Here is a 25,943-nt window from a genome sequence, read left to right on the forward strand (position 1 = left end):
AGACTAAACTCTTTATATAAGTGGACCTCTAATTTTGGACCTCACTGGACAACACAAAATAACGAATAGCCCCATGTACCCAGCTAAAACTAGCTTTAATGCTTAGATATTGTGCTATTTTTATATAATATACTACTATAAGTATATATTTTTGTAATCGCGTTATTATTTATTTAACAAAGTATTAGTATAATTTATTACACTGGATTAAATGGAGAAAGTTCAATGAGTAAATTACCGAACAATGCAAAAATAGGTAAATCTCAGGTTACTCAGTGGGAGGTAATAAAAAATTGTGAATATGCTGATAATTGCTTGTCAAAAATAGTAACTTTGTACGTTATTAGAATAACTCAGCTATCAGATTTTTATACGAGTGACGAACCTGAAATTAACACTGTTTTAGCAAGAATAAGCGTGACAAGTGAAAATGTATTTTTAAACAAGGCTACTACTATTGAAGTTATGGAAGGTATTTTTCCGTATAAATTCAACAGCAAGAAGAGAAATAACGTATTAAGGTTAGAAGATTTGTATAATTATTTATGTTCTATTGTTAACAATAGCCTTCCAAAAGAAATGCTTGAAAGTCTTGTAAGGGAATATAAGGATGCTGTTAACTTATTTAAAGCAATTACTTAACTGAACGTAGTATTTTTAAGATTTTATTTTCTATTTCAGAAATGCCGCTTTCAAGATCTTTATCTATCAAATACATGGTAGAGAAATATGTTTTCTGCTTACTTTCAACATTGATAGTTAAAGTTCCGGGAGTGATTGTGACTGAATTGGCAAATAACGCAATGCTTTCATCATTATGCCCTTTGCATTTTCTTAGGATAATGATTGGCTCAAGCTTAGATTTGAGTTGTAGCACCTTTTTTGTTACATAAACACTTGATAAAATGATTTGGTACATTAACCATGGTATATAACTTACTAACTTATAAAACGACAGTCTACTCGTACTATTTAAAATCTGGCTAAGAGCTCTTTCAGCGTTTATCAACCTTCTAAAGATAAACGATGTGAATATACAGGAAAACACTCCACAAAAAATAAAAAACGGCTCAAAATAACCAGACAATACAGTCCATAGAACAAATAAAATTATAAATGACAGAGAAAAAAACTTGATTTCCTTCCTAAAGTTGAGGTTTTTCATAGTCTGTAATATAACTAAAATGACTCTTTAAGGAAAGATAATAACGAATATTTAGGTTCTTGACTTCTATGTTAAAAGATATAACAACTAAGTTATGTATTTTAAGTGAGGAAGTTATGGAATATGATAAATTTATGGAAATATTAAAAAAAATAAATGACCTTTCAGATTTGAGCAAGGACAATATAGTTGAAAAAATAAAAGCTAAGTTACAAGAAGAAGATCCAGATTTATGTCAAGAGTGGGAAAAGAGTAAACCTGACAATGATAGTGGATCTGGCATAAATTACATATTTACTATATCTCGTGGTCAAAATTCTAAGGAAGTCAAATTGTTACATCTTGCTTCTTATTGGAACTGTGCAAATGTAGCAAAAGCTCTGATTGAAAACGGAGCAGATATTAATGCAGAACATGATAATAAAATTACTCCTTTACATATTGCTGCTCACTATGGCCACGAAGATGTAGTAACCATTCTAACTGGAAAAGGAGCAATTGTTGATGCAAAAAATGGTGATGGATGGACTTCTTTACATTTTGCTGTTGAAAAGAACCACAAAAATGTAGTAAACACTCTAATTGGAAAAGGAGCAAATGTTAATGCAGAAAATGATAAAGGATGGGCTCCTTTACATCTTGCTATTACAAATGGCCACAAAGAGATAGTACAAGTTCTATCAAAAGCAGAAGGAATCAACGTTGATGCAAAAAATAGTGATGGGTGGACTTCTTTACATCTTGCTGCTGCAAATGGCCGCAAAGATATAGTAGAAACTCTAATTGAAAAAGGAGCAGATGTTAATGCGAAAGACCATTATAAATGGACTCCTTTAACATTTGCTTCTCAAAAAGGCCATAAAGCGGTAAAAGAAGCTCTATTAAAGGCACAAGAGAACATCAAAGCTTTGCATTCAGCTGTTAAACATAATAATGAGGAGGAGGTGAAAAACCTATTAAATAAAGGAGTAAACGTTAATGCAAAAGATGATGATGGATGTACTCCTTTACATCTTGCAGCCAGAGAGGGCCATAAAGATGTAGTAGACATTCTAATCAAAAAAGGAGCAAAGGTTAATGCAGAAAATGATAATAGATGTACTGCTTTACATCTTGCTGCTGAAAATAACCACATAGAGGTAGTAAAAATTCTAGTTGAGAAAGCAGATGTTAATATAAAGGATGCTGATAGATGGACTCCTTTGCATGTTGCTGCTGAAAATGGCCACGAAGATATAGTAAAAACTCTAATCGCAAAAGGAGCAAAGGTTAATGCAAAAAATGGTGATAGACGTACTCCTTTACATCTTGCTGCTAAAAATGGCCACGAAGATGTAGTAAAAACTCTAATCGCAAAAGGAGCAGAGGTTAATGCAAACAATGGTGATAGACGTACTCCTTTACATCTTGCTGCTGAAAATGGCAAAATAAAAGTGGTGGAAGTTCTGCTACACACTGAAGCAGACCCTTCATTAAAAGATGTTGATGGAAAAACGCCAAGAGACCTTACTAAATATCAAGGTATAATTCAGCTTTTAGAGGAAGCGGAAAAAAAGCAAACGTTAAAAAATGAGAATAAAAAAACGCCAAAGGATCTTACTGAAAATAAAGATGTAATGCAGCTTCCAGAGAAAAAGGAAGAAAAACAAATTGGAAAAAATGCAATTGTGAAAGAAAAAGAACAATCTGCAAAAAATGCAATTGTAAAAGGTGTTATTGTGTGTTTTGTAACTGCAGTGATAGTTGGTGTTGCACTTGCATTTGCTACTGCCCTATCTGTACCAGCAATAATTGGACTAGCTGCAGGATCTGCGCTCATAGTTGGTGCTGGTCAATATATAATGTCAAAGCCTAAAACTGAAATGAAAGAAGTAAAGGAACTTGTGCCTAGAGAGACAGAAAAAGCACTTACTTGATTTTTGTTATCCTGTTGCTATCAGACTAGCCTGGCACCTTATATTTATTGGGATAACTGTTTTATTATGAATTAAGTCAAAAACTCTGTAATATATTGAAGCTTAAAGATATCTTTAGATATGGAAGTTATTGCAGAAAATAGGAAAGCAAGGTTTGAATATTTCATCTTAGAAGAATTTGAAGCGGGTATGGTCTTATTAAGCAGTGAAGTTAAATCGCTAAGAGAAAGAAAAGTAAATATTTCCGACGCCTACGTTGTTGAAAAGAATAGCGAAGTATGGCTGCACAATATGCATATTGCAGAATATAAAGCTGCGAACCGAAAAAATCATAAACCAAAAAGGGAACGTAAATTACTCTTGCATAAAAAGGAGATAAATAAACTAATTGGTCAAATCAAGACTGCTGAGATAACTGTTGTGCCGCTTTCGGTCTATTTTAACGATAAAGGATTTGCAAAAACTAAAATTGCCATTGTAAAAGGAAAAAAACTCTACGATAAGAGAGCAACCATAAAACAGAGAGAGTGGGATCGTGAAAAAAGTAGATTGTCTAAAAATAATTTATAGCAAAATATGTCTTTAAATCCAGTAATTTTCAGCATCGGTCCTGTTTCTATATATTGGTATTCCTTAGCCTACGTTTTGGGTATAGTGTTTGCATATTGGTATTTACATAGGCTAGATGACCAAAAAATATTTACTAAGAATTTTTATGATTCGTTATTAACAGCCACTATTGTAGGTATTATCCTTGGAGGTAGACTTGGCTACGTATTGATATATGATCCAGTTCTTTATATAAGCAACCCTATCGAGATATTGAAGACCTGGGAAGGAGGGATGTCATTTCATGGCGGTGCTATAGGAGTTTTGCTTGCAGTAATAATCTCCTGCAGAAGACATAACATTCCTATATTTTATGCACTGGACCTAGTTTCTTGCGGAGTTCCCATAGGTTTATTTTTAGGTCGCATAGGCAATTTTATAAACGGAGAGTTATTTGGCAGAGTTACAACTATGCCATGGGGTATGGTATTTCCAGAGAGTGGTGATAATTTGCTGCATCATCCAAGCCAGCTTTATGAGGCACTTTTTGAAGGACTGCTACTTTTTGCAGTTGCAAATTCACTGTTTTTCTTAACTAGAATAAGACTGTATCACGGTGCGTTAACTGGTATTGCAGTTATGTGGTATGGAATAGCACGTTTTTTCGTTGAGTTTTTTCGCGAACCAGACTATCAAATTGGCTATTTGTGGCTTGATTTAACTATGGGGCAGTTGCTTTCTATACCTATGGTTTTGCTAGGAATGCTTGTATATCTAGGCGCATTAAATTTAAAATTTAATACGAAATCTGTCACATAGAGAAAAGGTGAGTTCAATAGAAAAATGTAGCCAGAAGCCCCACATTATGCACAATTGTACGAATTTTCTGCGTTGCAGTAGAATGAATCGGTGGGCTTTGTTGCATCGCTAGCTATGATGGATTAAAGATAAAAAAGGTGGAGAATATCAGTAGCTTATTATTCTGGTATTTATAACAAGAACGGTCAGTGAATACCTAAATTTGAGTAAAAGAAATTTCACTACCACTCACTAATCTGGCTAAAATTCAAGAATTTCAATGCTTTAGCTATTTTCAATAGAATTAAATTTATTAATATAAATAACAAATTACTATTCTTAAATTTGATCAGATTGATTGCAAAAAAACAAGATTTTCAATAAGTTGCTTATAATCCTAATTATAGTTAGCCTTTCATAAGTAGCGATGCAACAAAGCCATCCCAGTGTCAGCTACTTTCATGACACCATTTGCTGTGCAGTTTACCTTCAAAAATGAATGTTCGTACAGCTATGGAATGAATCGCGGTATGACGTAGCTTCGCTATAGGCAATGAAGGAAATATTAACTATACTTCTTTTTACCATTGTTTATATTTCCTATTCACATATATTAATATTTTACTCACTTAAAGTAAGCTAACTACCGTTATTAATATTTTTGTAATAAAAATTGTATATGGTGCATGTAATCAAATTAAGAGGAAGATTGTGGAAATTACGCCATCAATAAAAAAAGAATTGAAGCAAAGTACTCTATATATTTGCCTAGAAAAATGCAAAAGTGCATTTTGGTTTATCTTTTGGTTTAGTGCGGGAATCAATTTATTAATGTTATTCCTACCACTTTATACCTCTCAAGTGCTTGATCGGGTGATATCGAGCGAAAGTGTATCAACACTAACTATGCTGACAATTATCACTTTATCTGCATTTGCATGTTCTGCAATGCTTGAAACTTGTCGATATTTAGCCATGGCAAAAATAGGTGATTGGATCGATAAAACTGCAACACCAGATCTGATAGTAAGGTCAATCAGGCTAACGTCAGTGCAGAGCTCAACTTCAAGTGGTGAAGCAATACGAGATCTCGGAGTGATAAAAAATTTCATTACAGGAAATGGTATATTCTCACTGTTTGATACTCCATGGTCGTTAATTTACCTTGTTGTGATTTTCATGATACATACCTCCACGGGGTTTATAGCTATTACTGGAATTATTATATTAGTCTCTATGGCAATATGGAATGAACTTGCCACTAAACGAATATTACAAGAAACCAACGAAGAAACTATACGGAATATCAATGCTATAGATGTTGCAACAAGAAATGCAGAAGTGGTTGAAGCTATGGGCATGTCAGAATTCATAGTCTCTGATTGGTGTAAACGAAATGATCAGAACCGAGCAATGCAAATTAAAGCACAAAATCGCTCTAATGTAATTACTGGAATCACTAAATTTTTGCGCTCAACTCTGCAAATATCAGTGATTGGAACAGGTGCATTACTTGCAATCACAGCTCATAAGACTGCCGGTAGCATCATCGCTGCTTCAATTTTAATGGGTAGAGTATTAGCACCATTTGATGCTGCGGTTCATACTTGGAAGTTTTTAAATCAGGCTAGAATGTCATATGGAAGGCTACAAAGACTTATATTAACATCGCCAAAAAGAGAGCAAACGATGGCTCTACCAGAACCTGAAGGAAAATTGGAATTTGATAGAGTATTTTTTACTCCTTATGGAAGCAATAAGCCGACAGTAAAAGGAATATCATTCATTATAGATCCTGGAGATGTAGTTGGTGTTATTGGTGCAAGTGCTTCTGGTAAATCCACTATCGCAAAATTAACTGTTGGTGTATGGAAGCCAATATCTGGTGTAGTCAGACTAGATGGCGCTGATGTATATACTTGGAATCGAGAAAATTTTGGTAATTATGTTGGCTACTTACCTCAGGATATTGAGTTATTTAACACTAGTGTCAAAGCTAATATTGCTCGCATGAGGCCAGATCCAAATCCTGAAGAAATAATCAAAGCAGCAAAAATTGCAGGAATACATGAACTAATACTAAGCTTACCAAATGGATATGATACAACAATAGGAGGTCCTGGAGGAGTAACGCTCTCTGGCGGCCAAAAACAGCTTCTTGGACTTGCCAGAGCTTTTTATGGTCACACAAAACTTTTAGTACTTGATGAACCAAACGCTAACTTAGATAGCAATGGAGAGGCATGCTTAATTAATGCAATTGGCATTGCAAGAAAACAAAATACTACTACTGTTATCATCACTCACAAGCTACCGTTATTGTCCGTAGTTGATAAGGTGATCCTCATGTCAGATGGTGTCATTTACGCTATGGGACCAAAAGATGAGATTTTGAGCAAATTAGTTGCTCCATCATCAAGTACCACAGAAGATGAGCGCTCTTCAGCAAATGGTTAGTTTACTTACAATAAATTCTGTATCTGAAATAACAACTGTTCCAGAAAAATATATATTTCTTTACCATTAGAAATAATATTACAAGAATAGTAAATAGATTAATAACTCTTATTAATTAAAGTCAATCGGCAGATATAGCTAAAGTGGCTTAGGTTTACCTACAATTTGAAAAACAACAAATTCGTCTTAATGAATTTTCTTAATTTGTTATCTAAATAACTTAATATTAGTGGTAATTTTATAAAAAAATTATAATATAAATAATGTTGCTGCGAAAATTTATAACAATATTTCCCTCTAACGTTTAATGAATTTCAATAAATTGCCTTTTTAATTCTAGATAAGTATATGCTTTGTTAATATGTTTAGTTCAAAATCCAAAAGTAAGTTTATGCTTTCTATTGGAGAAGAAGGCATAATGTTACTATATTTTAAAAATAATACTTTAAATAAAAGGTATTTTGTTAAGGGCAAAAACGATAAAGCAGTTTCCGATTTAATTTCATGTCTTTCGTCAGATAAAAAAGCACCTTTATACCTGGTGCTTAATCATGCAGATCAAAATTACTCGCTACAGTTTATTACAAGGGCAAACAAGATTAGTGCCTATCTATCAGCAAAAACAAAGATGGAGCATTTTTCTCGTAATAATGACATAAGTTCAGTTTTTTTGGTTGAGAAGCCAAACAAATTCAATCAAAACTGGTGCTATCTTCTTGTTTCATCAAAAGCAAAGCATTTAGTAGAATATTGGTTGAATGTGTTTATTGAGATAGGCTCCAACTTTAAGGGAATATTAATGTTTCCTATAGAAATAAGTAATATAACAAAAAAGATTCTACATAAAGATCCTAATAATTGGAAAATTATAGTTGCTGCAACTAAAACGGGAGGCTATAGACAAGTGGTTCTTAAAGAGAATAAAATGGTATTTACGCGCTTAACATCATTTACTAATGATAATTTACCAGGAATTATCGCTGGTGGAATATATCAGGAAGTGCAAGATACTATTCGATCCTTAACTAAGTTTGGGTTTGAAAAAAATAACCCTATCGACCTTTGTATCATAGTGTCAGAAGATATCAAAGCTAGTTTATCAGTCATAAATTTTTCAGAGAACAGTGTGAACATATTAACTCCATATGAGTTAGGCAAACTATTAGGAGCAGAACTAGCTATAAGTGAAAAAGATAACTTTTGCGATACCATAATTTTGTTTCATAGCTTTAAGAATAAATTAGCAGCTATTTTTAATACAAAGGAAACTAAAGAATTTTATCTATTCAATTACCTTTATTTAAACTCTCCTCGAATTTTTCTATACTTCGCCCTGGTTTTAGTTATAACAAACACCCTTTGTTTGCTAAATTTGTATTCAAATTTCAATGTCGCTGATAATTTATCAGCAAAGCAGAACACCTTAAATAACCAATTAACAAAACTTAGCCAAAGCTATAATGTAAAAAAAATAGATGAAATTTATGATTTTATTAATATCAATAATATTTTATCAAAAATAGAATACTCTCCTCTTACACAAGTTAAGTATGTAGAAAAGTTAAAAATACCAGGTATAGAGCTTCGATCATTTGAATGGAATTATAATGAGGCAAAAAGTTATATTACCACAACTTTAAAGTTTAATTTTCAATCCGGTAAAAATATTTCTCATCAATACGAGAAACTACGAAAAAATTTAAACGATAATTTTCGTACCTATGACATTAATATTTCTAGCTTACCTGCTGCTAAAGAGCAAAATCTATCTATTGATGTTGAAATAGGAGAGGCAATGTAGATTAATGACTATCTCTCAATTAAAAAGAAAAGCTACAATTCAGTTTATATCGTATTTGTTATTATCTGTTGGATCAATAGGGTTATTAACATATGTTGTTATCTATAACGAAAAGATTTATAATAAAAACCAAATTGCGATTGATAAAATACGTTCTATTAATTTACAGATTACTGGAATTCAAAAAAAGGAAGTTGTTCTAAATAAAAACCTAGATTTATGGAAAAAAATTTCTTCTTCAAATTTACATAGTAGCAGATACATTGCAAATTTAAATTTCGAGCTTAGCAAGTTATATAAAAAGCACTATATATTAGAACCTGAAATATCAATTTCTATACCCGAAGAAGTTGAGCTCCACAACAAAAGTGAACGCACAAAAGTAATAAAAAGTGAAGTGGTCCTAAATTTAAGCTCAATCAGCGATAAGCATATTTTTTTATTTCTACAGTCTATTCCAAATCTGCCCGGTTATGTTATGATCAAATCTCTTATTTTAAATAAGCAGAGAAATATTGATGCTGCAACTATGAATCAGATTTTGAATGGTAATATGATAGAGATAGTGAGAGCTAATATAGTCTTTGATTGGTATACTATATTAAGTAGATAAGGTGATGAACATAAAGCTGTTTTTTATTTTTACGCTACTCATTTCCAATGTTAATGCATATTGCAGTTGTGAAGATATCATAGAAAGCATAGAAATTTGTAAGGAGTATTCTTGCCGACAATATATTGGCAATGAAGATTTTATTGAGCATAAAATATTAGGATTAAATAGTGGAAATTTATGCGTATATATAGAAAAACAAGGTAATGATGAAATGGTTTGTCATCATTCTCAGTATGGAATGATGATAGAAAAAAGATATTTTGAAAGTATTCTTAAAGTTGGCAATCAAGAAATCGACGATTTTATTGATATAGCAAATTTGCGTGCAAAAGAGTGTTTCTTTATCAACAATCAAAAACTAAGCTATACAGATCGGGACGATATAATAAGAGAAGCAGTGGAAAGTGACTTTGACGTTTTGTCACAATATAGTAACGTAAAAAGCATTTTTTTTGATGAAGAGCCAGTTAATAGAATGGTCAATGAAATGGAAAAGTTCAATTTACGATCTTCAAGAGCTGCAAAAGAGGAGGTATCAGATAATTTCAACTGTAAGGTAGTGAGTTTAGACTCAATTTTATATCTTTCTCCCGATACATGGAAAATATGGGTAAATGGAAAACTGTTTATAAATACCAAGGATTTAAAAGTGCACTCAGTCACTGAAAATTATGTAACTTTTGTATGGACCGTAGATCAAAAAGCAATAAAAAAGCATGCGAATGATTCTCAAAATGTATATTTTGGATATGGGAGTATTATGTTTACGCTTTATCCAAAACAAAAATTTGACTTGGATGGCTTATCTATTAAATAACTTAAATATATATGCGCTTGTAGCTCAGCTGGATAGAGCGTTGCCCTCCGGAGGCAAAGGCCGTGGGTTCGAATCCCTCCAAGCGCACTTTTAATTAAATTTGACAATAGTATTTTCACATAAGATAATAAAAGGATTTATTTAGAGCATAATTATGTCTGGTGGTACCATAAACAAAGTCATACTAGTTGGTAATTTAGGAAAAGATCCTGAAATTAGGACTACACAAAATGGAAAAGAAATGGCAAGTTTTTCAATAGCCACGTCTGAAAGTTGGACTGACAAACTTTCCGGTATGCGCTCTGAAAAGACAGAGTGGCATAATATCGTAATTTTTAGTGAAGGATTAGTAAAAATCGTCAAAGATTTTGCACGCAAAGGCAGTAAAGTTTATGTTGAAGGTTCTTTGAGAACTAGAAAATGGACTGACCAAAACGGTGGTGAAAGATACACAACAGAGGTGGTTCTATATAATTTTAATAGCGCTCTTACTCTCTTGGATTCACGAAATAGTGCGCCAAATCCTGATTACAAGCCAAGTGAATACAAACAAGGTGAAACAGGACAAAAAGATAAACACGAAAGTTTTGACAACGATATAAAAGATGAACTACTCGATGATGAAATACCATTTTAACAATTTAAATTGAAATCTACATTTTTATGGACTGCTTGTATTACTCCTTTTAATTGCAATGGGGATAGCATAGATTATAGCAGTTTGCAGCGTTTACTGACAATGCAAGTTAAAGCTGAAAATGGTGTAGTGTTGCTGGGTAGCACCGGTGAAAGCCTATCGCTTACTGATTCTGAAAAACGCGAGTTAGTTGAATTTGTATGTGAGCTAAAATTAAATACAAAAATTATAATTGGCGTACCAGGAGTGAATCTATATCAGACTCTTGAATGGCTTGATTTTTGCAAGGGTATGCCTATTCATGGCTATCTAATGACAACTCCCATTTATGCAAAGCCCGGAATTATGGGGCAGACTTTATGGTTTGAAAAGCTGCTTGAGAAAGCACATATGCCGGCTATGTTTTACAATATTCCATCGAGAGCAGGAGTGAGTCTTCACGCTGAAACTGTACGCAACTTATCTAGTCACGAAAAATTTTGGGCTATCAAAGATTCAAGTGGCACTGTTGATACTTTAACTCAGTATAAGAAAGTTGCACCAAATATTGAGGTCTTTTGCGGAGATGATAATATGATATCTGATATGGCCGCTTATGGTGCGGCTGGCCTGGTTTCCGTTGCTGCCAATGTTTGGCCACGCATAGCGCATGAATACGTTAAGAAGTGCCTCAATGGCAGGAACCCTCAGGCAGATATCTGGCAACAGGCTTGCGAAGCGTTATTTATTGCCAGCAACCCAATACCCACTAAAGCACTTTTGCATGATATTGGGCTCATAGAACATCAAACTGTCCGCCTACCACTCAGCACAGAAGACTTGCCTTCTGTTGAAAAATTGAGGCAAGTCAATAAAATGATTCTTGGATGGAAAGAATTGGCTACTCTCTAAATAGTCTTGCAACTTTGATTTAATATACAATCCAAGTTTCATTTGAACACTCCCAAACTTATCACTTTATGCCACTGGTCTTCATCTAAAATTTCTACACCTAATTCCACTGCCTTTTTATATTTGGATCCTGGTTTTTCTCCTGCAATTAGGTAGTCAGTTTTAGCAGAAAGATGTGAGCTGACCTTTGCTCCTAGAGTTTTGGCTCTTACTTTTGCCTCTCCTCTACTCATAGCAAGTAGCTTACCAGTAAACACTATAATTTTATTATTTAAAACAGAGTCACTAGAGTTGGAGCTCACAGAAAGAATTTGAAGACAAGCAGTAAGATCATTTAACATTTTGATGTTATGTTCCTTAGAAAAAAATGATTCCAAAGATTCAGCTACTTTTTTTCCTATGCCGTCTATACCTACTAGCTCAGTATTATCTGATGACAGTTCAATCATCGAATTATACCAATTATCATAAGAAACATAATAATCTGCAAGCAATTCTGCTGCAACTTGGCCAATAAATCTAATACCTAAAGAAAATATAAACCTATCTAGAGTTATTACCCTTCTGCTTTGTATAGCATTTAATAAATGAGCTATTGATTTCTTGCCCCAACCAGACTGTTCTTCCAGATTAAATTCATCCAATCTTTCTTCTAAAGTAAAAATATCGGGAATTTGTTTTATCAGACCAAGGTCGTAAAAAAACTCTATCTGCTTATCACCAAGGCCAACAATGTCAAATGCATCTTTCGATACAAAATGCTTTAGTTTTTCTATTATTTGAGCTTTACAGGCAAATTCCTCAGGACATCTTACTGCAGCCTCTCCCTCAACCTGACGTACTTTACTACCACATTCAGGGCATACTTCAGGAAACACAAATTCAGGTGTATTTGGAAGACGAGAATCTCTGCTTACTTCAACGATCTGGGGAATTACATCCCCTGCCCTTTTGATTGTTACAATATCTCCCTCTCTTATGTCTTTACGTTTTATCTCATCTTGGTTATGCAGACTTGCTCTACTAACTAGCACCCCACCAACATTGACTGGCACTAAATCTGCAACTGGAGTTAAAACCCCTGTTCTGCCCACCTGTATAAATATTTTATTTAACTTTGTTTTTGCATAAACCGCAGAAAACTTGTATGCAAGTGCTGAGCGCGGTGCTTTGTGAGTATTCCCTAGACGATTTTGTAGTACCAAATCATTTACTTTATAGACTATTCCATCAATATCATAATCCAAGTTATAGCGACAGTTATAGACCTCGTTATAGAACTTCAGCATTCCATCTAAACTACTCGTTAAGGACTGATGCTCATTTACGCAAAAACCAAGTGCCTCAAGCTTATTTAGTACCTCACTTTGACTTTTCTCTGCTCCACCAATCAAAGAATAAGCAAAATATCTAAGAGGTCTGCTTGCTGTAATGTTTGCATCCAATTGCTTTAGAGAACCAGCGGCTGCATTTCGAGGATTGGCAAATTCATCGTTTTCATTTAACTTTAAAAAGTCGCTGTTACCGATGTATATTTCACCTCTTACTTCTAGTCTTCCTTGCACACCTTGCAAAAACTTAGGAAAGCCTTTTATTGTTGCAACATTGTGAGTGACATCTTCCCCTACAAAACCGTCACCTCGAGTTGCAGCTTTAATAAATCTTCCATCCTCATAAATTGCAGAAAACGACAACCCATCAATTTTTGGTTCACATAATATCTCTATTTTGTCCTCAATTAAAAACCTCTTTATTTTAGACAAAAATTTCTCTACACCTTGTTCATCATAAGCATTCTCAAGGGAAAGCATAGGTTCTTGATGTTCCACCTTAGAAAACCTCTCATCAGGTGGAGCACCAACACTATCTTGTGTTGCATAAATTTCTGGCTCTATTTCAGCTAACTTTTTCTTCAGTTCATCATATTCAGCATCACTTATTTCTGGCTTATTTTTTTGGTGATACAAAACATTATGATAATTTATTTGATCTTGCAGTTTTTCTCTCATCTTTTCTAAGTTAGTCATGATACCAATATAATGCTACATTAGCCTTTGTCGTCAAGCTGTGAATTTTCTTGAATTTATCATATGGTCTTAATCCATCAAATATCAAAGGTGCCACAATGCTATAGCCATACTTATTCTTCTCTTGCTCAATTGTATTAGCAGATCTCGCTTGCTCTAGCCATATATTTATATAAAATTAAAATAAATTAGAGTAAACAATATTGCTATTTAAATGCTAACAAGATTCGCTCCAAGCCCAACTGGCTACCTCCACGTAGGAAACGTACGAACTGCCTTGGTTTGTTGGATGTACACACGCAATCAAAATGGAAAATTTTTACTCCGTTTTGATGATACTGACCTTCAGCGTTCAGATGTCAAATATATAAATGATATCATACAAGATTTGAAATGGATTGGTATCAATTGGGATGCAAATTTCAAGCAATCAGAGCGCTTTGAGCGTTACAATGAGGTGTTTTTGCAGTTAATAAAAGAAGGGCATATTTATGCATGCTATGAAACAAGAGAAGAGTTAGACATTAAACGAAAATTGCAGTTAAAACAAGGACTTCCCCCTGTATATGACAGAAGCGCGTTACTTCTAACTGAGCAAGAGAAAATTAGTTATGAGCAAGAAGGAAGAAGACCACATTTTAGATTTAAGTTGGATAGAAATGAAGTTGTTAAATGGAATGATGAAGTTAAAGGTGAAATAAATATTGCAACCAGTAGCATAAGTGACCCTGTGGTAAAAAGAGAAGATGGAATTTACACATACATGTTACCTTCTGTTATTGATGATGTTGACTTTAATGTAACCCATGTTGTACGCGGGGAAGATCATGTAACTAATACCGCAGTTCAGCTCCAAATGATTAAAGCATTAAAAGCGAAAATCCCTACATTTGCTCACCTTTCTCTGCTACATTTTGATGATAGCAAGATATCCAAGCGAGCCGGCGTGCTAGATATCAAATCTATAAAAGAAGATGAAATTGAACCGATGGCGCTAGTTAGTTATTTAGTAAAGCTCGGAACATCCAATCCAATTGAAGCTTGCGCCTGTATGCAATCTTTGATTGACTCATTTGATATTAAAAAATTTAGCTCAGCATCTGTACAATTCAGCTTGAGTGAAGTATACAAGCTAAATAGCAAAGTGCTGCAACAAATGCCATTTGAAATTATACAAGAACGTTTAAATCAAATTGGAGTGGACTCCTCAGAGTTTTGGTATTTTATAAAGAACAATATAGAAAGGTTTTCTGAGGTGGCCAAGTGGTGGAAAATATGCAAATCCGATATAGAGCCTGTGATTCTTGATAAGGAGCTTATAAAAATTGCGTTCAATGCATTGCCCCAAGGTGATTGTAATGAAAACACGTTGTCAGAATGGGTCAAAACTATTCGACAAACAGTGGATATAAAGGCAAAAAACCTATTTACGCAGTTGCGTTCAGCTTTAACAGGAACAGAAACAGGACCAGAGCTCGCTAAACTATTAATTTTTATCGGCAAAGAAAATATCATTGCAAGGTTAAAAGAAAAGTGAAAACTAAAGAATTATAGCTAATGCAATCCCTACGTCATACCGCGATTCATTCGCGGTATCTCAGCCGCTAACAAGAGATCCCGCTAACAAGCAGCGGGATGACGGTTGTCGTTTAGCCATAAACATTAAGAAATTTACCAAATGAAAAAAAAGGCAAAAGAAGCCCCGTGGTTATTATCCGCTTTAAAATATTGGCGTTTTTTATGTTTTAAACGCTTGACAAGCGAGATTCAGCCGCTTTTAACTGCAACTAACTTACGCTGCAAATGTTTAAGAAATTTACTAAGCAGAAAAAAAGACAAAGAATCCCCAAGTTAGCTAGTCTTTTACTATCTCTGTCGAGTATTGGCATTTTTTGATGTCTTGTAACGCTTTATAAGCGCGTTCAGCTTATTTAGATAAAAATCTAGATGTAGATGAAGTTTTGTAAAGACATACAGTATCTATATACTGCAAAAAATTGAACATAAGACGCCGATACATTAAGTAATCCTTACCTTTTAATCTGCAGATTGGCGAAAGCAAATACAATAGCTTCACTATTATGATAAGGGAGCTGGCGGAGTTTGTCAAGTAAGTTTTTGTATTTTAATTTTAGAATTTTATAGGCTTTTGTTCTCATGAAAATTATGTTCTCATGAGTAAATTAATGTTATCCTTTTTTGTTGATCTAAAGTTTCTTATGTTCATACACTTACGTGTTCATAGTGTTTATTCGCTGCTTGAAAGCTCGGTTAAAATTGAGGAGCTGATCGGCCTTTGTTTGCGAAATAAAATGCCAGCGGTTGCAATTACTGATTCAGGTAATTTATTTGGTTCACTTGAGTTTGCAGAATATGCGGCAAGTAGGGGAATACAGCTAATAATAGGATGCAATATTATAGTTAAACATTCAGAACAAAATTTACCTATATTATTGCTTGCAAAAAATGAGCAAGGGTACACTAATTTAGTCACTTTGGTGAGTGAGTCTTTTAGAAAGCGCAAGAATAACAGCGATATTCCTTACGTTGATTTTGATGAGCTATTGAATTTAAGTACGGGTCTGATCGCTTTAACCGGTGGATGTTTGGCTCAACTATTGTTGGGGCAAGATAAAGAAACGGTTGAAAAACTGCTTTCAGCATTCAATGGTCATTTATATGTTGAATTGCAGCGTCATGGGCTGAGCAAGGAGCTAGAGCTTGAAGAAACTTTAATAGATTTTGCTTATCAGCGCAATATACCACTGGTTGCAACAAATGATGTATTCTTTACAAATAGATCTGACTATGAAGCTTATGATATATTAACGTGTATATCAGAGGGTAGTTATGCTCTCGAAAATAACAGGAAAAAGCTAACCACTGAGCATTATTTCAAATCTGTGGCAGAAATGGAGGAGCTGTTCAGCGACATTCCCGAAGCAATTCATAACACTTTAGTGATAGCTAAGCGGTGCTCTTACATGCCAAGAAGCAGGCAGCCTATTTTGCCTAAATTTCCTTGTCGAGAAAATAAAACTGAGAATGAAGAACTGAGGGAGCAGGCAGTTGCAGGATTAGAATTCCGTATTGCGAATGAGACAGACATAGACCTTAAACAATACTACGATCGGCTGAATTACGAACTGAGTGTGATAACTTCGATGAACTACGCTGGCTACTTTTTGATAGTTTCTGATTTCATTCGTTGGAGCAAAGCAAATGGCATTCCAGTTGGTCCAGGAAGAGGCTCTGGTGCAGGCTCAATTGTTGCTTGGGGCTTACAGATTACAGACCTTGATCCAATAAAGTTTGGCCTAATATTTGAAAGATTTTTGAATCCTGATCGTATATCGATGCCTGACTTTGATATCGATTTCTGCCAAGAGAAAAGGGACCTGGTTATTGATTATGTTCAGAAAAAGTACGGTTATGTTGCTCAAATAATCACTTTTGGAAAATTGCAGGCAAGGGCAGTATTGCGTGATGTTGGGAGGGTATTACAAATGCCTTACTCTCAAGTGGATAAAATATCTAAAATGGTTCCATTTAATCCAGTAAATCCTGTAACTTTATCGCAAGCGATAGAGTTTGATCAAAATCTGCAGAAAGAACGGGATAGTGATGAGGTAATTGCAAAGCTTCTTGATATATCTCTTAAGCTTGAAGGAATATATCGTCACGTTTCAACCCATGCTGCTGGAATTGTAATATGTGATCAAAAGTTGGAAAATTTTGTTCCTGTGTATTATGATCCAAATTCAGCTTTGCCAATCACTCAATACAGCATGAAATATGTGGAGAAAGCTGGGCTAATAAAATTTGATTTTCTTGGACTTGGTACGCTAACGCTAATAGATCATGTGTGTCGTTTAATTAATCGTGATAGACAAAAGATCGATATTTCTTCAGTTCCTTTAGATGACCAAAAAACCTATGAGATGCTCTCAAGCGGTGATTCAATTGGAGTGTTCCAGCTTGAAAGTTCGGGAATGAGAGAAGCTTTAATTAAACTAAAACCGGACTGCATTGAGGACATCATCGCTTTAATCTCCCTTTATCGTCCAGGACCTATGGATAACATTCCAACTTATGTTGCAAGAAAGCATGGACTTGAGAAGCCAGATTATATTCATCCATTACTTGAGGGAATATTAAAAGAAACGTTTGGGGTAATAATCTACCAAGAACAGGTGATGGAAATAGCGCGTATTCTCTCTGGATATAGTCTCGCAGAAGCAGATTTGCTAAGACGTGCCATGGGTAAGAAAATCAAGGAAGAGATGGATAAACAACGTACACTTTTCGTCCAAGGGGCAACGAAGAATGGCGTTGATTATGACAGGGCAAGTTATATCTTTGACCTTGTTGCAAAATTTGCTGGTTATGGGTTCAATAAATCTCATGCTGCAGCATATGCGGTTATATCTTATCAAACGGCTTACCTTAAAGCTAATTATCCATTAGAATTTTTTACAGCACTAATGAATCTGAATATTGATGATAGAGATAAACTGAATTTATTTTATCATGCAGCAAAGTTTAGTGGCGTTACCGTTCTTTCACCTGATATAAACAAGTCTCAAGCTGAATTCTCAATAGAGGATGAACGCATACGTTATGGTATTGCTGCCTTGAGGAATGTTGGTTTTTCTATAGCGGAAGGAATAGTGAACGTACGTTCAAGCGCTTGTAAGGACATATGGGAATTCATTCAAAATTCAGGTCATATAATAAATAAGAGAGCGCTAGAAAGCCTGATTAAATCCGGAGCATTCGATAGCGTGCATAAGAACAGAAAGCAGCTATATGAGTCAATGGACATGCTGATTTACTTTGCAAACAAAAACAAACAGGATAGAGAATCAAGTCAAGCTGCTTTGTTTGGTAGTCTTGATGTCCTCAAACCGAAACTTGAGAATGTGGAAGATTTTGATGAAGAGAAAAAATTAGAGCATGAGTTATTTTCACTAGGATTTTATTTAACTAATCATCCACTTGAAAAATTTAGAATTCTTCTGGAAAAGTTAAATATTGGGTTTATCGGAGAAAATAGAACAGCAAAAACTGCTGGGGTAATATTAAATGCACGTATGAGAACCTCAGAGCGTGGAAGGTTTGTTATACTCACACTTTCTGATCCCCATAACGTTTCTGAAATAGCATTCTATAATAATGAAATAATAGAAGAAAAAAGAGATTTATTTTCACCAGGAACGTTTGTGATAATTGATCTTGAAGCTTCGGAAAATACAACAAGATTGGCAGGCAAAGATATATCTGAGTTTACAAAAAGAGTCACTTCTACAATAAAAGAATTAGTTCTCACCACTGAGTGCACGGATTCGCAAAAAGCCGCTATGGAATTAAACGCAATATTGAAAGATGAAGGCAGAACCAAAATAATGCTAAAACTTCTTCTCGAAAAACACAAAGTGAGCATCTTATTACCAGGTGCATACTCAATTGCTCCTCAAGTTATTTATGAAATATCTAACTTAAGCTGGATTAAAGGCGTAGAAATTAATACAAATAACTTGCTTATACAAAAAAGCTTTATATAATGAAATATTTAATCGGTATTAAAGGAAGATATAGTGAATCTTTATGAATTTACTTTTATAGCACAACAAGGATTGTTACAGCAAGAAGTAGAGGAGATGGTCCAAGAGCTAGCTGTTTCATTGAAAAATATTAAAGCAGATATTATGTTCCAGCAAATCAGGGATATTCTGAAAAAAGGAAATGACAAGCTTACAAAACAAGAGTTAGAAGTGCGTGCTGAGGACATTAAAGAAAGTCTAGTTGCTTACTCTGATTTCTTGGAAGATCTTACAAAAATTTTATGGGTTGAATTAGAAGAAGATCTTTCAAATTTGAAAGAAGTGAAGTCAAAAATCGATAAAGAGTTGAAAGATGACCTAAAAGATTTAGGAATAACGCAAGATTTTACAAAATTTCTAGGAGGCAGTACTAAAAGTGCGTTTATCCATAACGCAGTAAATGCTTTGAAGAGAAATATTTCAGAACATCTAATAAAGATTTTTCAAGATATTTTGAAAGATTTTAGAATAAACGGTCCAACTCAATCGAGCAAAGCGTTGGAAATGCTTTTGAAAAACATTGAAGCATCAGGATTAATCAAGTATGAACATTGGGGTCTTTTGGATTTTGCATATCACAAAAATAAAATGAAGAGCGGTCATTATTGTATAATGTGCATAAGTTCTACTGCAAGCATTCTGGATGAATTTATGCGTAGAATGAAACTTAATGAGAACGTTATTCGCCACTTTCCTGTGCAGGTTGATAAAATTTTTGAAGGTAAATCTCATATGATGAATAAACAAATTGAGGAGCAAAGCGCATAATGATGAAAAGACGAAATAGTTTTAATAATTCTTACGTATCTGTAAATAATAGGACTGGCTTTAGGCGTTCTAAAGTTTGCCCTCTTGCTGCGTCTAAAGATGAAGACATAGATTATAAGAATATAGATTTATTATCCAAGTTTACCTCTGACTATGGTAGGATATTACCTAGAAGATTAACAGGCGTATGTGCAAAAAAACAAAGGAAGTTACGCTTAGCGATCATAAGGGCACGTTTTTTAGCTCTTATTCCTTACTGTACTAAAAAAGTTTAGGTAATTTATGTTGATAATTTTAAAGGAAAATATAAGGACTTTAGGTAAGCTTGGTGAAGTTGTCAAAGTTAAACCAGGTTATGCACGTAATTTTCTTTTTCCACAAAGAAAAGCGGTGAAAGCTACCAAGGAAAATTTAACAAAGCTAGAGGAGCAACGTTTATTACTGGAAGAAGAGAATATAAAAAGATTAAATGTAGCAAAAGAGCTTGCATTGTCACTACATGATAAGTTTGTGGTATTGATAAAGCAAGCTTCAGAGGATGGTAAAATTTTTGGTTCTGTAACAACACGTGAAATTGCGAAAATTTTACTACAAGAAGGACATGTGATAGATCACCGTAGTTTATCTTTTGGTGGAGTAAGCATCAAAAACTTGGGTGAATACCAAGTAAACGTAGAATTACATAGTGAAGTAGTAGTACCAATTACTATATACGTCGTGAAATCCGAAACAGATGCAAATGAGCTAAGGCAAGTAAAATTGCAAAATCAGAAGTCTGAGCAACAAGAAGCAGAGCAAGATGCGAATAAAGAAGCTACTGATGGTGATGATAGCTGATCAAAGATGATCCCTTGTTATAGTCGTAAAGAAATGTCTGCCATGGCTAAGCTGGTGTCATCCCAGTGCTTCCCTCATGTCATCCCAGTGCGTGACACTGGGATCCAGTTTATTTCATCATGGACATTATTTTATGCTTCTAGAATCCGTTGTCCATTGAATAATTTGCAAATACTTTTATACCTGGATTCCATTGTCACGCACTGGAATGACACCATTATTGGAATAAATCAAAAATGATTCCCCGCTATAGCAGAAAAGAAATGTCTTCCATTTGGGAGGAAAATAATAAATTTAATATATGGCTTAAAATAGAAAAATTAGCGTGTGAAGCTCAAGCAAAGTTAGGAGTGATTCCGAATAATATTGCTGAGAACCTCTCTGGTGCTATTGAATTTGATGTTGAATGTATCAACGAAATTGAATCCATTGTAAAACATGATGTTATAGCTTTTCTGACATATATTGCTAAAAAAGCGGGAGTTGATGTTCGTTATCTTCATTATGGAATGACAAGTTCTGATGTTTTGGATACATGCCTTGCGGTGCAACTGAAAGAGTCCTGTGATATTTTGCTCGAGAATCTAAAAAATTTACTTGCAGCATTGAAAAAAAAAGCTGAGGACTATAAAGATATTGTTTGTGTTGGACGCAGTCACGGAATGCATGCAGAACCAACAACTCTTGGAATAAAATTTGCCAGATTTTATGCTGAATTTAAACGCAATTATCAGAGATTAATTAGCGCGCAAAAAGAGATCTCAATTTGTAAAATATCAGGTGCAGTAGGCAATTTTGCAAATGTTGATCCGTTTGTTGAAGAATATGTAGCGAAAGAAATAGGACTCATACCTGAAATCATATCGTCTCAAGTCATTCCTCGTGATAGACATGCTATGTTCTTTTCAGTTTTGGGAGTGATTGCAAGCTCAATAGAAAATGTTGCTGTTGAAATTCGTCATTTGCAAAGAACTGAAATCGGCGAAATTTCTGAGCATTTTTCCACTGGGCAGAAGGGAAGCTCTGCTATGCCACACAAATGTAATCCTATTTTAAGTGAAAATCTGACTGGACTCTCACGTTTAATACGCAGTTATGTTTTTCCTGCGTTAGAAAATGTTGCATTGTGGCACGAACGTGATATATCACACTCATCTGTGGAAAGATGCATTGCTCCTGATGCTTGTATAACAATGGATTTTGCTTTAGTGCGATTAACAGATTTGATAGATAAATTGGTGATCAATAAGGAAAACATTGAAAAGAACTTAAATTCTTCAAAAGGTTTAGTTTTCTCACAGCGTGTATTGCTTGAGTTAGTAAATAGTGGTTTGGCGAGGGAAGAGGCGTATAAAATTGTTCAGAGCAATGCAATGAAAGTGAAACAAAACAACAGTGATTTTCTGGCCGAATTGAAACAAGATAAACTCTTACTTAAGGTTATTAACTCGGAAAAACTTGAATCTTTGTTTGATTTGAAATATTATACAAAACATGTAGGTCACATGTATAGCAAGGTTTTCAATTAGGCTGAGTAGCTCAGTTGGTAGAGCAGGAGGATCATAATCTCTTGGTCGGGGGTTCAAGTCCCTCCTCAGCCACTCGAACTAAACTATGTTTAGCAAAGCAGTGCTATTGGTGAAACCCAGTGTCAGTTACTTGGAATGAGTTGTATATCCACTCAGGTGAGGAGACAATGGATAAGAGATTGTGAAAAGGGTTTAGCTTTTGGCCTATGATCTCTTTAAATGACAGAATTTCACTACAAAACTTAACTTTCTTCTATGCAGTTAGCTAAGTCAAGAAAGGTGAATCTATCTCTTGTTGCAAACGCAAGATCGACCACTTTACAATATTGTTCTTTATTCCAATTGAGGTGCTCTGGTAAGTGTGGAATTGACAGATCTTCAAATATTTTTTGCAGGTGTTTTGCAGGTAGTAAATTTTGCTTAATTAAACTGGAAATATTATGCCATTCTTTGCGAATAATCTCTTGGATTTTTTGCTGCAGAATTTGCTTCTGTTCAAAAGTTCTTACAAATTCAATATTATCAAAGCACTGAGTTATATGTTTTACATCTAAAGTGGTCGGTTTAATTATTGGGTTTTGTATTGATAATATCTTTTCCTGTAAATTAGCCATAGTAATCGTTGTGACAGCAATTTTTTCACCATGTAGTGAGGAATAATCTTTTGTTACCATTTCCATTGCGTGAGCTATCATATGCTCTCCTTGGCTTGCAGAATAGCTGCCTTTTGACATCACCATTCCAAGTCCTGAAATTAGTAGAACTTCCATAAGTAATAGGACCTCTTTTCTACTTCTTTTAGTAAGCGCCATATATTCTCTTAGCAAAATTTGCTCCAAATCGTGAACAAGTGTAAAAGGTAATTCATTGTATTCTGTGCTAAGCAACAAATGAGATAGTAGCCAGTCAGCCTGAACTGTTGAACGACAAATGAAATCTGCAAATCCGCTTAATATGAGGCGCAGTGGTGCATTGGCAAGTATGTCTATATCTATATATATTGCTCTTGGAAGATGTGCTTTGAACGATTTTTTATATCCATTTACTAATATTGAAGCATTTGCGGATGTATATCCATTCATAGAAGCGGCTGTTGGAAAGGATATATAATCTTTTTTCTCGAGGTAGCTTACATATTTGCAGATATCGTTAACGGTGCCGCTACCAAATGCAACTATTAAGTCACTGTCTTTTACTTTGTTTCTCACTAGATTTACGGTTTCAAGAGAGGCAGCTCTGCTTGGTGTCATTTCTCTACCTGATGTCATCCCAGCGCGTGACACTGGAATGGCAGGTGGGGTTGGAATAATTAAATGAGAAATTTTATTAAATACGTTTTTGTTTAAAAGTTTTGCTGTATTTTCATCTGCAACTAGAAAGATGTCATTTCCGTGTCGTGTGCATATTTCATAGATATCATCAGCAAGGTGGTAATCTGTTATTACTTCCCTTAGAAAAGTTTGTTCGGCTTGATGTAATATTTGTTTTAAATAGTGCATAGAGTGTTTACAATATAGCAATATAAGTATTTTAAGATTGACATGAAAATTGACCCTGTAGAGCTAACTAAGAAATTGATCTCTTTTGAGAGTATAACACCAAGGGACGGCGGGGCAATAGAGTATATAGCAACAATCTTCAAGAAGAGTGGCTTTGACTGTGAGATTTTAGAATTTGGTGATAATGGAACTAAAGTTAAAAACCTCTATGCGAAATATATAAATGGAGTACCAAATTTGTGCTTTGCTGGGCATGTTGATGTTGTACCACCGGGTCAGTTAAAAGATTGGGCATTTGGTCCATTTAATCCAGAAGTGAGGGATGGCATATTATATGGAAGAGGGGCGGCTGATATGAAAAGCGGAGTAGCTGCGTTTATTGCTGCTATGGTAAATTTGATTGCAGAGAAGTTTCAATTTAATGGTTCGATAAGTGCATTGATTACCAGTGCTGAAGAAAGCACGGAAGAATATGGAACAAAGGCAGTTTTGGAATGGATGAAAAGTAAGCAGAAAAAGGTGGATTTCTGTGTGGTTGCTGAACCAACCAGTAGTGAGAAATTAGGTGATACCATAAAAATAGGCAGAAGAGGTTCTGTAACATTTGAATTAATTTGCCATGGAAAACAAGGGCACGTTGCCTATCCAGACCTAGCAGATAATCCAATATATAAGGTAATATCGATATTGAGTAAGGTAAAAAATACTACTTTTGATCATGGTAATAAATATTTTCAGCCTTCACATTGCGAAGTTACTACTATCGATGTTGGAAATAATACTAGCAATCTAATACCTGGTTCAGCAACTACATGTTTTAACATTCGATATAACAATGAACAAACACCGGGTGGCCTATATAAGCTGATTGATGAAATATGCTCTAGTGTAACTAACGATTATAAGCTTTCTATGCATAGCAGCAGGGACGTTTTCCTCTCTACTCCCGATAGGAATACTGATATTATGCTTGATGCAATAAGTAAGGTTACCAACATTGATGCTATACTTAGCACAAGTGGTGGCACATCTGACGCTGCGTTTATCAAAGATGTTTGTCCAGTGATTGAATTTGGTATAATCAACAAAACTGCACATCAGATAAACGAATGCGTATCAGTAAACGATATACACAAGTTAACAGCTATATATAAGGAATTTATAGAAAATTATTTCAATCCCACTAATAAAATATTGAATCAGGTCAACGTGGTTAGTAATATATCTAGTGGTCCATTGTTAGCTTAGATGTAATCAGATCTCTTGCATAACTGTTGTTTGAATAATAACTTGTATCATTCCAGCAAAATGTGTCAAGTAAGTTTTTTCGTTTCTATAGCTACTTGGATGACAAAAGAAGAAATACTAGACTTTATACCTTTTGCACTCAAATTCACATAAATCATGAATTATGCACGTTTCACACGAAGGTTTCTGTGCTTTGCAAACATATCTACCATGCAAAACTAGCCAATGATGAGCATAAAGCAGGTATTTTTTGGGAACCACATTTAAAAGAGATTGCTCTGTTTTAAACACATCTTTTTCTTTCACAAGCCCAATTCTATTGCTCACTCTAAAAACGTGAGTATCAACTGCCAATGTTGGAATGCCAAGCCCTGAATTTAAGAACACATTAGCGCTCTTTCTCCCCACTCCAGGCAAAGACACCAAATCATCAAAATTAGTAGGTACTTTGCTGTTGTATCGTTCTACCAATATTTTACTAAGCCCGATTATATTTTTTGCTTTGGAATTATATAAACCAATACTGCTTATGCATTTTTTCAGCTCACTCTGCCCAAAGCTCAGCATTTTTTCTGGCGTATCAGCGATATTAAATAGTTCTCTTGTAATTTTATTAACGCTTACATCAGTTGTCCGCGCTGATAAAACTATCGCAACCAGTAACGTAAAATGATTGGTATAATTTAGCTCTATTTTTGGCGCAGGATTTGATTGTTGAAACTTTTCAAATATTAGTTCTACTTTTTTTGAGTCCATGCATAGAGCTAAAAGTTTATACTATACCG

At 34.6% G+C, this 25,943-nt stretch carries 22 protein-coding genes and 2 tRNA genes; 20 read left to right on the top strand and 4 right to left on the bottom strand.

All coding sequences use genetic code 11. From position 1 onward, the window contains the following. Window positions 1-225: 225 nt before the first annotated feature. On the top strand, window positions 226-642 hold the full coding sequence (locus OM961_RS04470; RefSeq protein ID WP_010082489.1) for a hypothetical protein: 417 nt from the start codon (window positions 226-228) through the stop codon (window positions 640-642). Here OM961_RS04470 and OM961_RS04475 read toward each other — a convergent pair. Further along, window positions 635-1,165, bottom strand: a complete 531-nt coding sequence (locus OM961_RS04475; protein ID WP_006280659.1) for a Na+/H+ antiporter subunit E — start codon at window positions 1,163-1,165, stop codon at window positions 635-637. The two genes, OM961_RS04470 and OM961_RS04475, sit on opposite strands and share 8 nt — an antisense overlap. Before the next feature lie 68 nt (window positions 1,166-1,233). Between OM961_RS04475 and OM961_RS04480 the strand changes: the two genes are divergently transcribed. The 10 genes from OM961_RS04480 to dapA all read left to right on the top strand — a co-directional run bounded on the left by OM961_RS04480 (window position 1,234) and on the right by dapA (window position 11,647). Then, complete coding sequence (locus tag OM961_RS04480) at window positions 1,234-3,081, top strand: ankyrin repeat domain-containing protein (RefSeq protein ID WP_264339489.1); 1,848 nt, start codon at window positions 1,234-1,236, stop codon at window positions 3,079-3,081. A gap of 120 nt (window positions 3,082-3,201) precedes the next feature. Beyond that, window positions 3,202-3,651, top strand: coding sequence for an SsrA-binding protein SmpB (gene smpB, locus OM961_RS04485; RefSeq protein ID WP_264339490.1), 450 nt, complete (start codon window positions 3,202-3,204; stop codon window positions 3,649-3,651). A 6-nt stretch (window positions 3,652-3,657) separates the two neighbouring features. Continuing rightward, a complete protein-coding gene (gene lgt, locus OM961_RS04490) occupies window positions 3,658-4,449 on the top strand; it encodes a prolipoprotein diacylglyceryl transferase (protein WP_006280508.1) in 792 nt (263 codons plus the stop codon). A 690-nt stretch (window positions 4,450-5,139) separates the two neighbouring features. After that, a complete protein-coding gene (locus OM961_RS04495; RefSeq protein WP_065094799.1) occupies window positions 5,140-6,885 on the top strand; it encodes a type I secretion system permease/ATPase in 1,746 nt (581 codons plus the stop codon). Between the two features lie 361 nt (window positions 6,886-7,246). Further along, window positions 7,247-8,686 carry a hypothetical protein gene (locus OM961_RS04500; RefSeq protein ID WP_015589193.1) on the top strand — a complete coding sequence of 480 codons (1,440 nt, stop codon included), beginning with the start codon at window positions 7,247-7,249 and terminating at the stop codon, window positions 8,684-8,686. Window positions 8,687-8,690: 4 nt separating this feature from the next. Then, window positions 8,691-9,299, top strand: a complete 609-nt coding sequence (locus OM961_RS04505) for a hypothetical protein (RefSeq protein ID WP_264339491.1) — start codon at window positions 8,691-8,693, stop codon at window positions 9,297-9,299. Window positions 9,300-9,303: 4 nt separating this feature from the next. Then, window positions 9,304-10,119, top strand: a complete 816-nt coding sequence (locus OM961_RS04510; protein ID WP_264339599.1) for a hypothetical protein — start codon at window positions 9,304-9,306, stop codon at window positions 10,117-10,119. Window positions 10,120-10,132: 13 nt separating this feature from the next. Continuing rightward, window positions 10,133-10,206, top strand: a tRNA-Arg gene (locus OM961_RS04515). A gap of 67 nt (window positions 10,207-10,273) precedes the next feature. Then, entirely contained in the window at window positions 10,274-10,756 is a 483-nt protein-coding gene (ssb, locus tag OM961_RS04520; protein WP_155969077.1) for a single-stranded DNA-binding protein, read from the top strand. Window positions 10,757-10,765: 9 nt separating this feature from the next. Then, on the top strand, window positions 10,766-11,647 hold the full coding sequence (dapA, locus tag OM961_RS04525; RefSeq protein WP_264339492.1) for a 4-hydroxy-tetrahydrodipicolinate synthase: 882 nt from the start codon (window positions 10,766-10,768) through the stop codon (window positions 11,645-11,647). A 38-nt stretch (window positions 11,648-11,685) separates the two neighbouring features. On the opposite strand, the gene ligA is transcribed toward dapA, so the two are convergent. Continuing rightward, the gene (ligA, locus tag OM961_RS04530) at window positions 11,686-13,674 is read right to left on the bottom strand and encodes an NAD-dependent DNA ligase LigA (RefSeq protein ID WP_264339493.1); all 1,989 of its coding nucleotides are present in this window, start codon (window positions 13,672-13,674) and stop codon (window positions 11,686-11,688) included. A gap of 214 nt (window positions 13,675-13,888) precedes the next feature. Here ligA and gltX point away from each other — a divergent pair, with 214 nt between their 5' ends. From gltX to OM961_RS04570, 8 genes are all read left to right on the top strand, one after another. After that, entirely contained in the window at window positions 13,889-15,211 is a 1,323-nt protein-coding gene (gene gltX, locus OM961_RS04535; protein WP_264339494.1) for a glutamate--tRNA ligase, read from the top strand. A gap of 682 nt (window positions 15,212-15,893) precedes the next feature. After that, window positions 15,894-19,238 (top strand): DNA polymerase III subunit alpha, encoded by a 3,345-nt coding sequence (gene dnaE / locus OM961_RS04540; protein ID WP_264339600.1) that lies wholly within the window; start codon window positions 15,894-15,896, stop codon window positions 19,236-19,238. A 33-nt stretch (window positions 19,239-19,271) separates the two neighbouring features. Beyond that, window positions 19,272-20,045, top strand: coding sequence for a 30S ribosomal protein S6 (locus tag OM961_RS04545; RefSeq protein ID WP_010082465.1), 774 nt, complete (start codon window positions 19,272-19,274; stop codon window positions 20,043-20,045). Next, the gene (rpsR, locus tag OM961_RS04550; RefSeq protein WP_007548890.1) at window positions 20,045-20,320 is read left to right on the top strand and encodes a 30S ribosomal protein S18; all 276 of its coding nucleotides are present in this window, start codon (window positions 20,045-20,047) and stop codon (window positions 20,318-20,320) included. The genes OM961_RS04545 and rpsR overlap by 1 nt, the downstream gene beginning before the upstream one ends. Window positions 20,321-20,327: 7 nt before the next feature. Continuing rightward, on the top strand, window positions 20,328-20,882 hold the full coding sequence (gene rplI / locus OM961_RS04555; protein WP_006279792.1) for a 50S ribosomal protein L9: 555 nt from the start codon (window positions 20,328-20,330) through the stop codon (window positions 20,880-20,882). A 6-nt stretch (window positions 20,883-20,888) separates the two neighbouring features. Next, window positions 20,889-21,122 (top strand): hypothetical protein, encoded by a 234-nt coding sequence (locus OM961_RS04560; RefSeq protein WP_264339495.1) that lies wholly within the window; start codon window positions 20,889-20,891, stop codon window positions 21,120-21,122. Beyond that, window positions 21,119-22,411: an adenylosuccinate lyase gene (purB, locus tag OM961_RS04565; protein ID WP_264339496.1), complete on the top strand. Its 1,293-nt coding sequence runs from the start codon at window positions 21,119-21,121 to the stop codon at window positions 22,409-22,411. The genes OM961_RS04560 and purB overlap by 4 nt, the downstream gene beginning before the upstream one ends. Beyond that, window positions 22,411-22,483, top strand: a tRNA-Met gene (locus OM961_RS04570). Before purB ends, OM961_RS04570 begins: the two co-directional genes overlap by 1 nt. Window positions 22,484-22,653: 170 nt before the next feature. Here OM961_RS04570 and OM961_RS04575 read toward each other — a convergent pair. Next, a complete protein-coding gene (locus OM961_RS04575; protein WP_264339497.1) occupies window positions 22,654-23,910 on the bottom strand; it encodes an iron-containing alcohol dehydrogenase in 1,257 nt (418 codons plus the stop codon). A gap of 42 nt (window positions 23,911-23,952) precedes the next feature. Here OM961_RS04575 and dapE point away from each other — a divergent pair, with 42 nt between their 5' ends. Further along, the gene (dapE, locus tag OM961_RS04580) at window positions 23,953-25,158 is read left to right on the top strand and encodes a succinyl-diaminopimelate desuccinylase (protein WP_264339498.1); all 1,206 of its coding nucleotides are present in this window, start codon (window positions 23,953-23,955) and stop codon (window positions 25,156-25,158) included. A 117-nt stretch (window positions 25,159-25,275) separates the two neighbouring features. Here the strand turns inward: dapE and nth are convergent, their stop codons facing one another. After that, window positions 25,276-25,914, bottom strand: coding sequence for an endonuclease III (nth, locus tag OM961_RS04585; protein ID WP_006279797.1), 639 nt, complete (start codon window positions 25,912-25,914; stop codon window positions 25,276-25,278). Window positions 25,915-25,943 lie beyond the last annotated feature (29 nt).

It is taken from the genome of Wolbachia endosymbiont (group A) of Cydia splendana (genome assembly GCF_947179475.1).
Classification (GTDB): Bacteria; Pseudomonadota; Alphaproteobacteria; order Rickettsiales; family Anaplasmataceae; genus Wolbachia; species Wolbachia pipientis.

Coding starts and splice junctions, on each gene's coding strand:
- OM961_RS04470 (WP_010082489.1), top strand. CDS start 226: ATGAGTAAATTACCGAACAATGCAAAAATAGGTAAATCTCAGGTTACT.
- OM961_RS04475 (WP_006280659.1), bottom strand. CDS start 1,165: ATGAAAAACCTCAACTTTAGGAAGGAAATCAAGTTTTTTTCTCTGTCA.
- OM961_RS04480 (WP_264339489.1), top strand. CDS start 1,234: ATGTTAAAAGATATAACAACTAAGTTATGTATTTTAAGTGAGGAAGTT.
- smpB (WP_264339490.1), top strand. CDS start 3,202: ATGGAAGTTATTGCAGAAAATAGGAAAGCAAGGTTTGAATATTTCATC.
- lgt (WP_006280508.1), top strand. CDS start 3,658: ATGTCTTTAAATCCAGTAATTTTCAGCATCGGTCCTGTTTCTATATAT.
- OM961_RS04500 (WP_015589193.1), top strand. CDS start 7,247: ATGTTTAGTTCAAAATCCAAAAGTAAGTTTATGCTTTCTATTGGAGAA.
- OM961_RS04505 (WP_264339491.1), top strand. CDS start 8,691: ATGACTATCTCTCAATTAAAAAGAAAAGCTACAATTCAGTTTATATCG.
- OM961_RS04510 (WP_264339599.1), top strand. CDS start 9,304: ATGAACATAAAGCTGTTTTTTATTTTTACGCTACTCATTTCCAATGTT.
- ssb (WP_155969077.1), top strand. CDS start 10,274: ATGTCTGGTGGTACCATAAACAAAGTCATACTAGTTGGTAATTTAGGA.
- ligA (WP_264339493.1), bottom strand. CDS start 13,674: ATGACTAACTTAGAAAAGATGAGAGAAAAACTGCAAGATCAAATAAAT.
- gltX (WP_264339494.1), top strand. CDS start 13,889: ATGCTAACAAGATTCGCTCCAAGCCCAACTGGCTACCTCCACGTAGGA.
- dnaE (WP_264339600.1), top strand. CDS start 15,894: ATGTTCATACACTTACGTGTTCATAGTGTTTATTCGCTGCTTGAAAGC.
- rpsR (WP_007548890.1), top strand. CDS start 20,045: ATGATGAAAAGACGAAATAGTTTTAATAATTCTTACGTATCTGTAAAT.
- rplI (WP_006279792.1), top strand. CDS start 20,328: ATGTTGATAATTTTAAAGGAAAATATAAGGACTTTAGGTAAGCTTGGT.
- OM961_RS04560 (WP_264339495.1), top strand. CDS start 20,889: ATGATCCCTTGTTATAGTCGTAAAGAAATGTCTGCCATGGCTAAGCTG.
- purB (WP_264339496.1), top strand. CDS start 21,119: ATGATTCCCCGCTATAGCAGAAAAGAAATGTCTTCCATTTGGGAGGAA.
- OM961_RS04575 (WP_264339497.1), bottom strand. CDS start 23,910: ATGCACTATTTAAAACAAATATTACATCAAGCCGAACAAACTTTTCTA.
- dapE (WP_264339498.1), top strand. CDS start 23,953: ATGAAAATTGACCCTGTAGAGCTAACTAAGAAATTGATCTCTTTTGAG.
- nth (WP_006279797.1), bottom strand. CDS start 25,914: ATGGACTCAAAAAAAGTAGAACTAATATTTGAAAAGTTTCAACAATCA.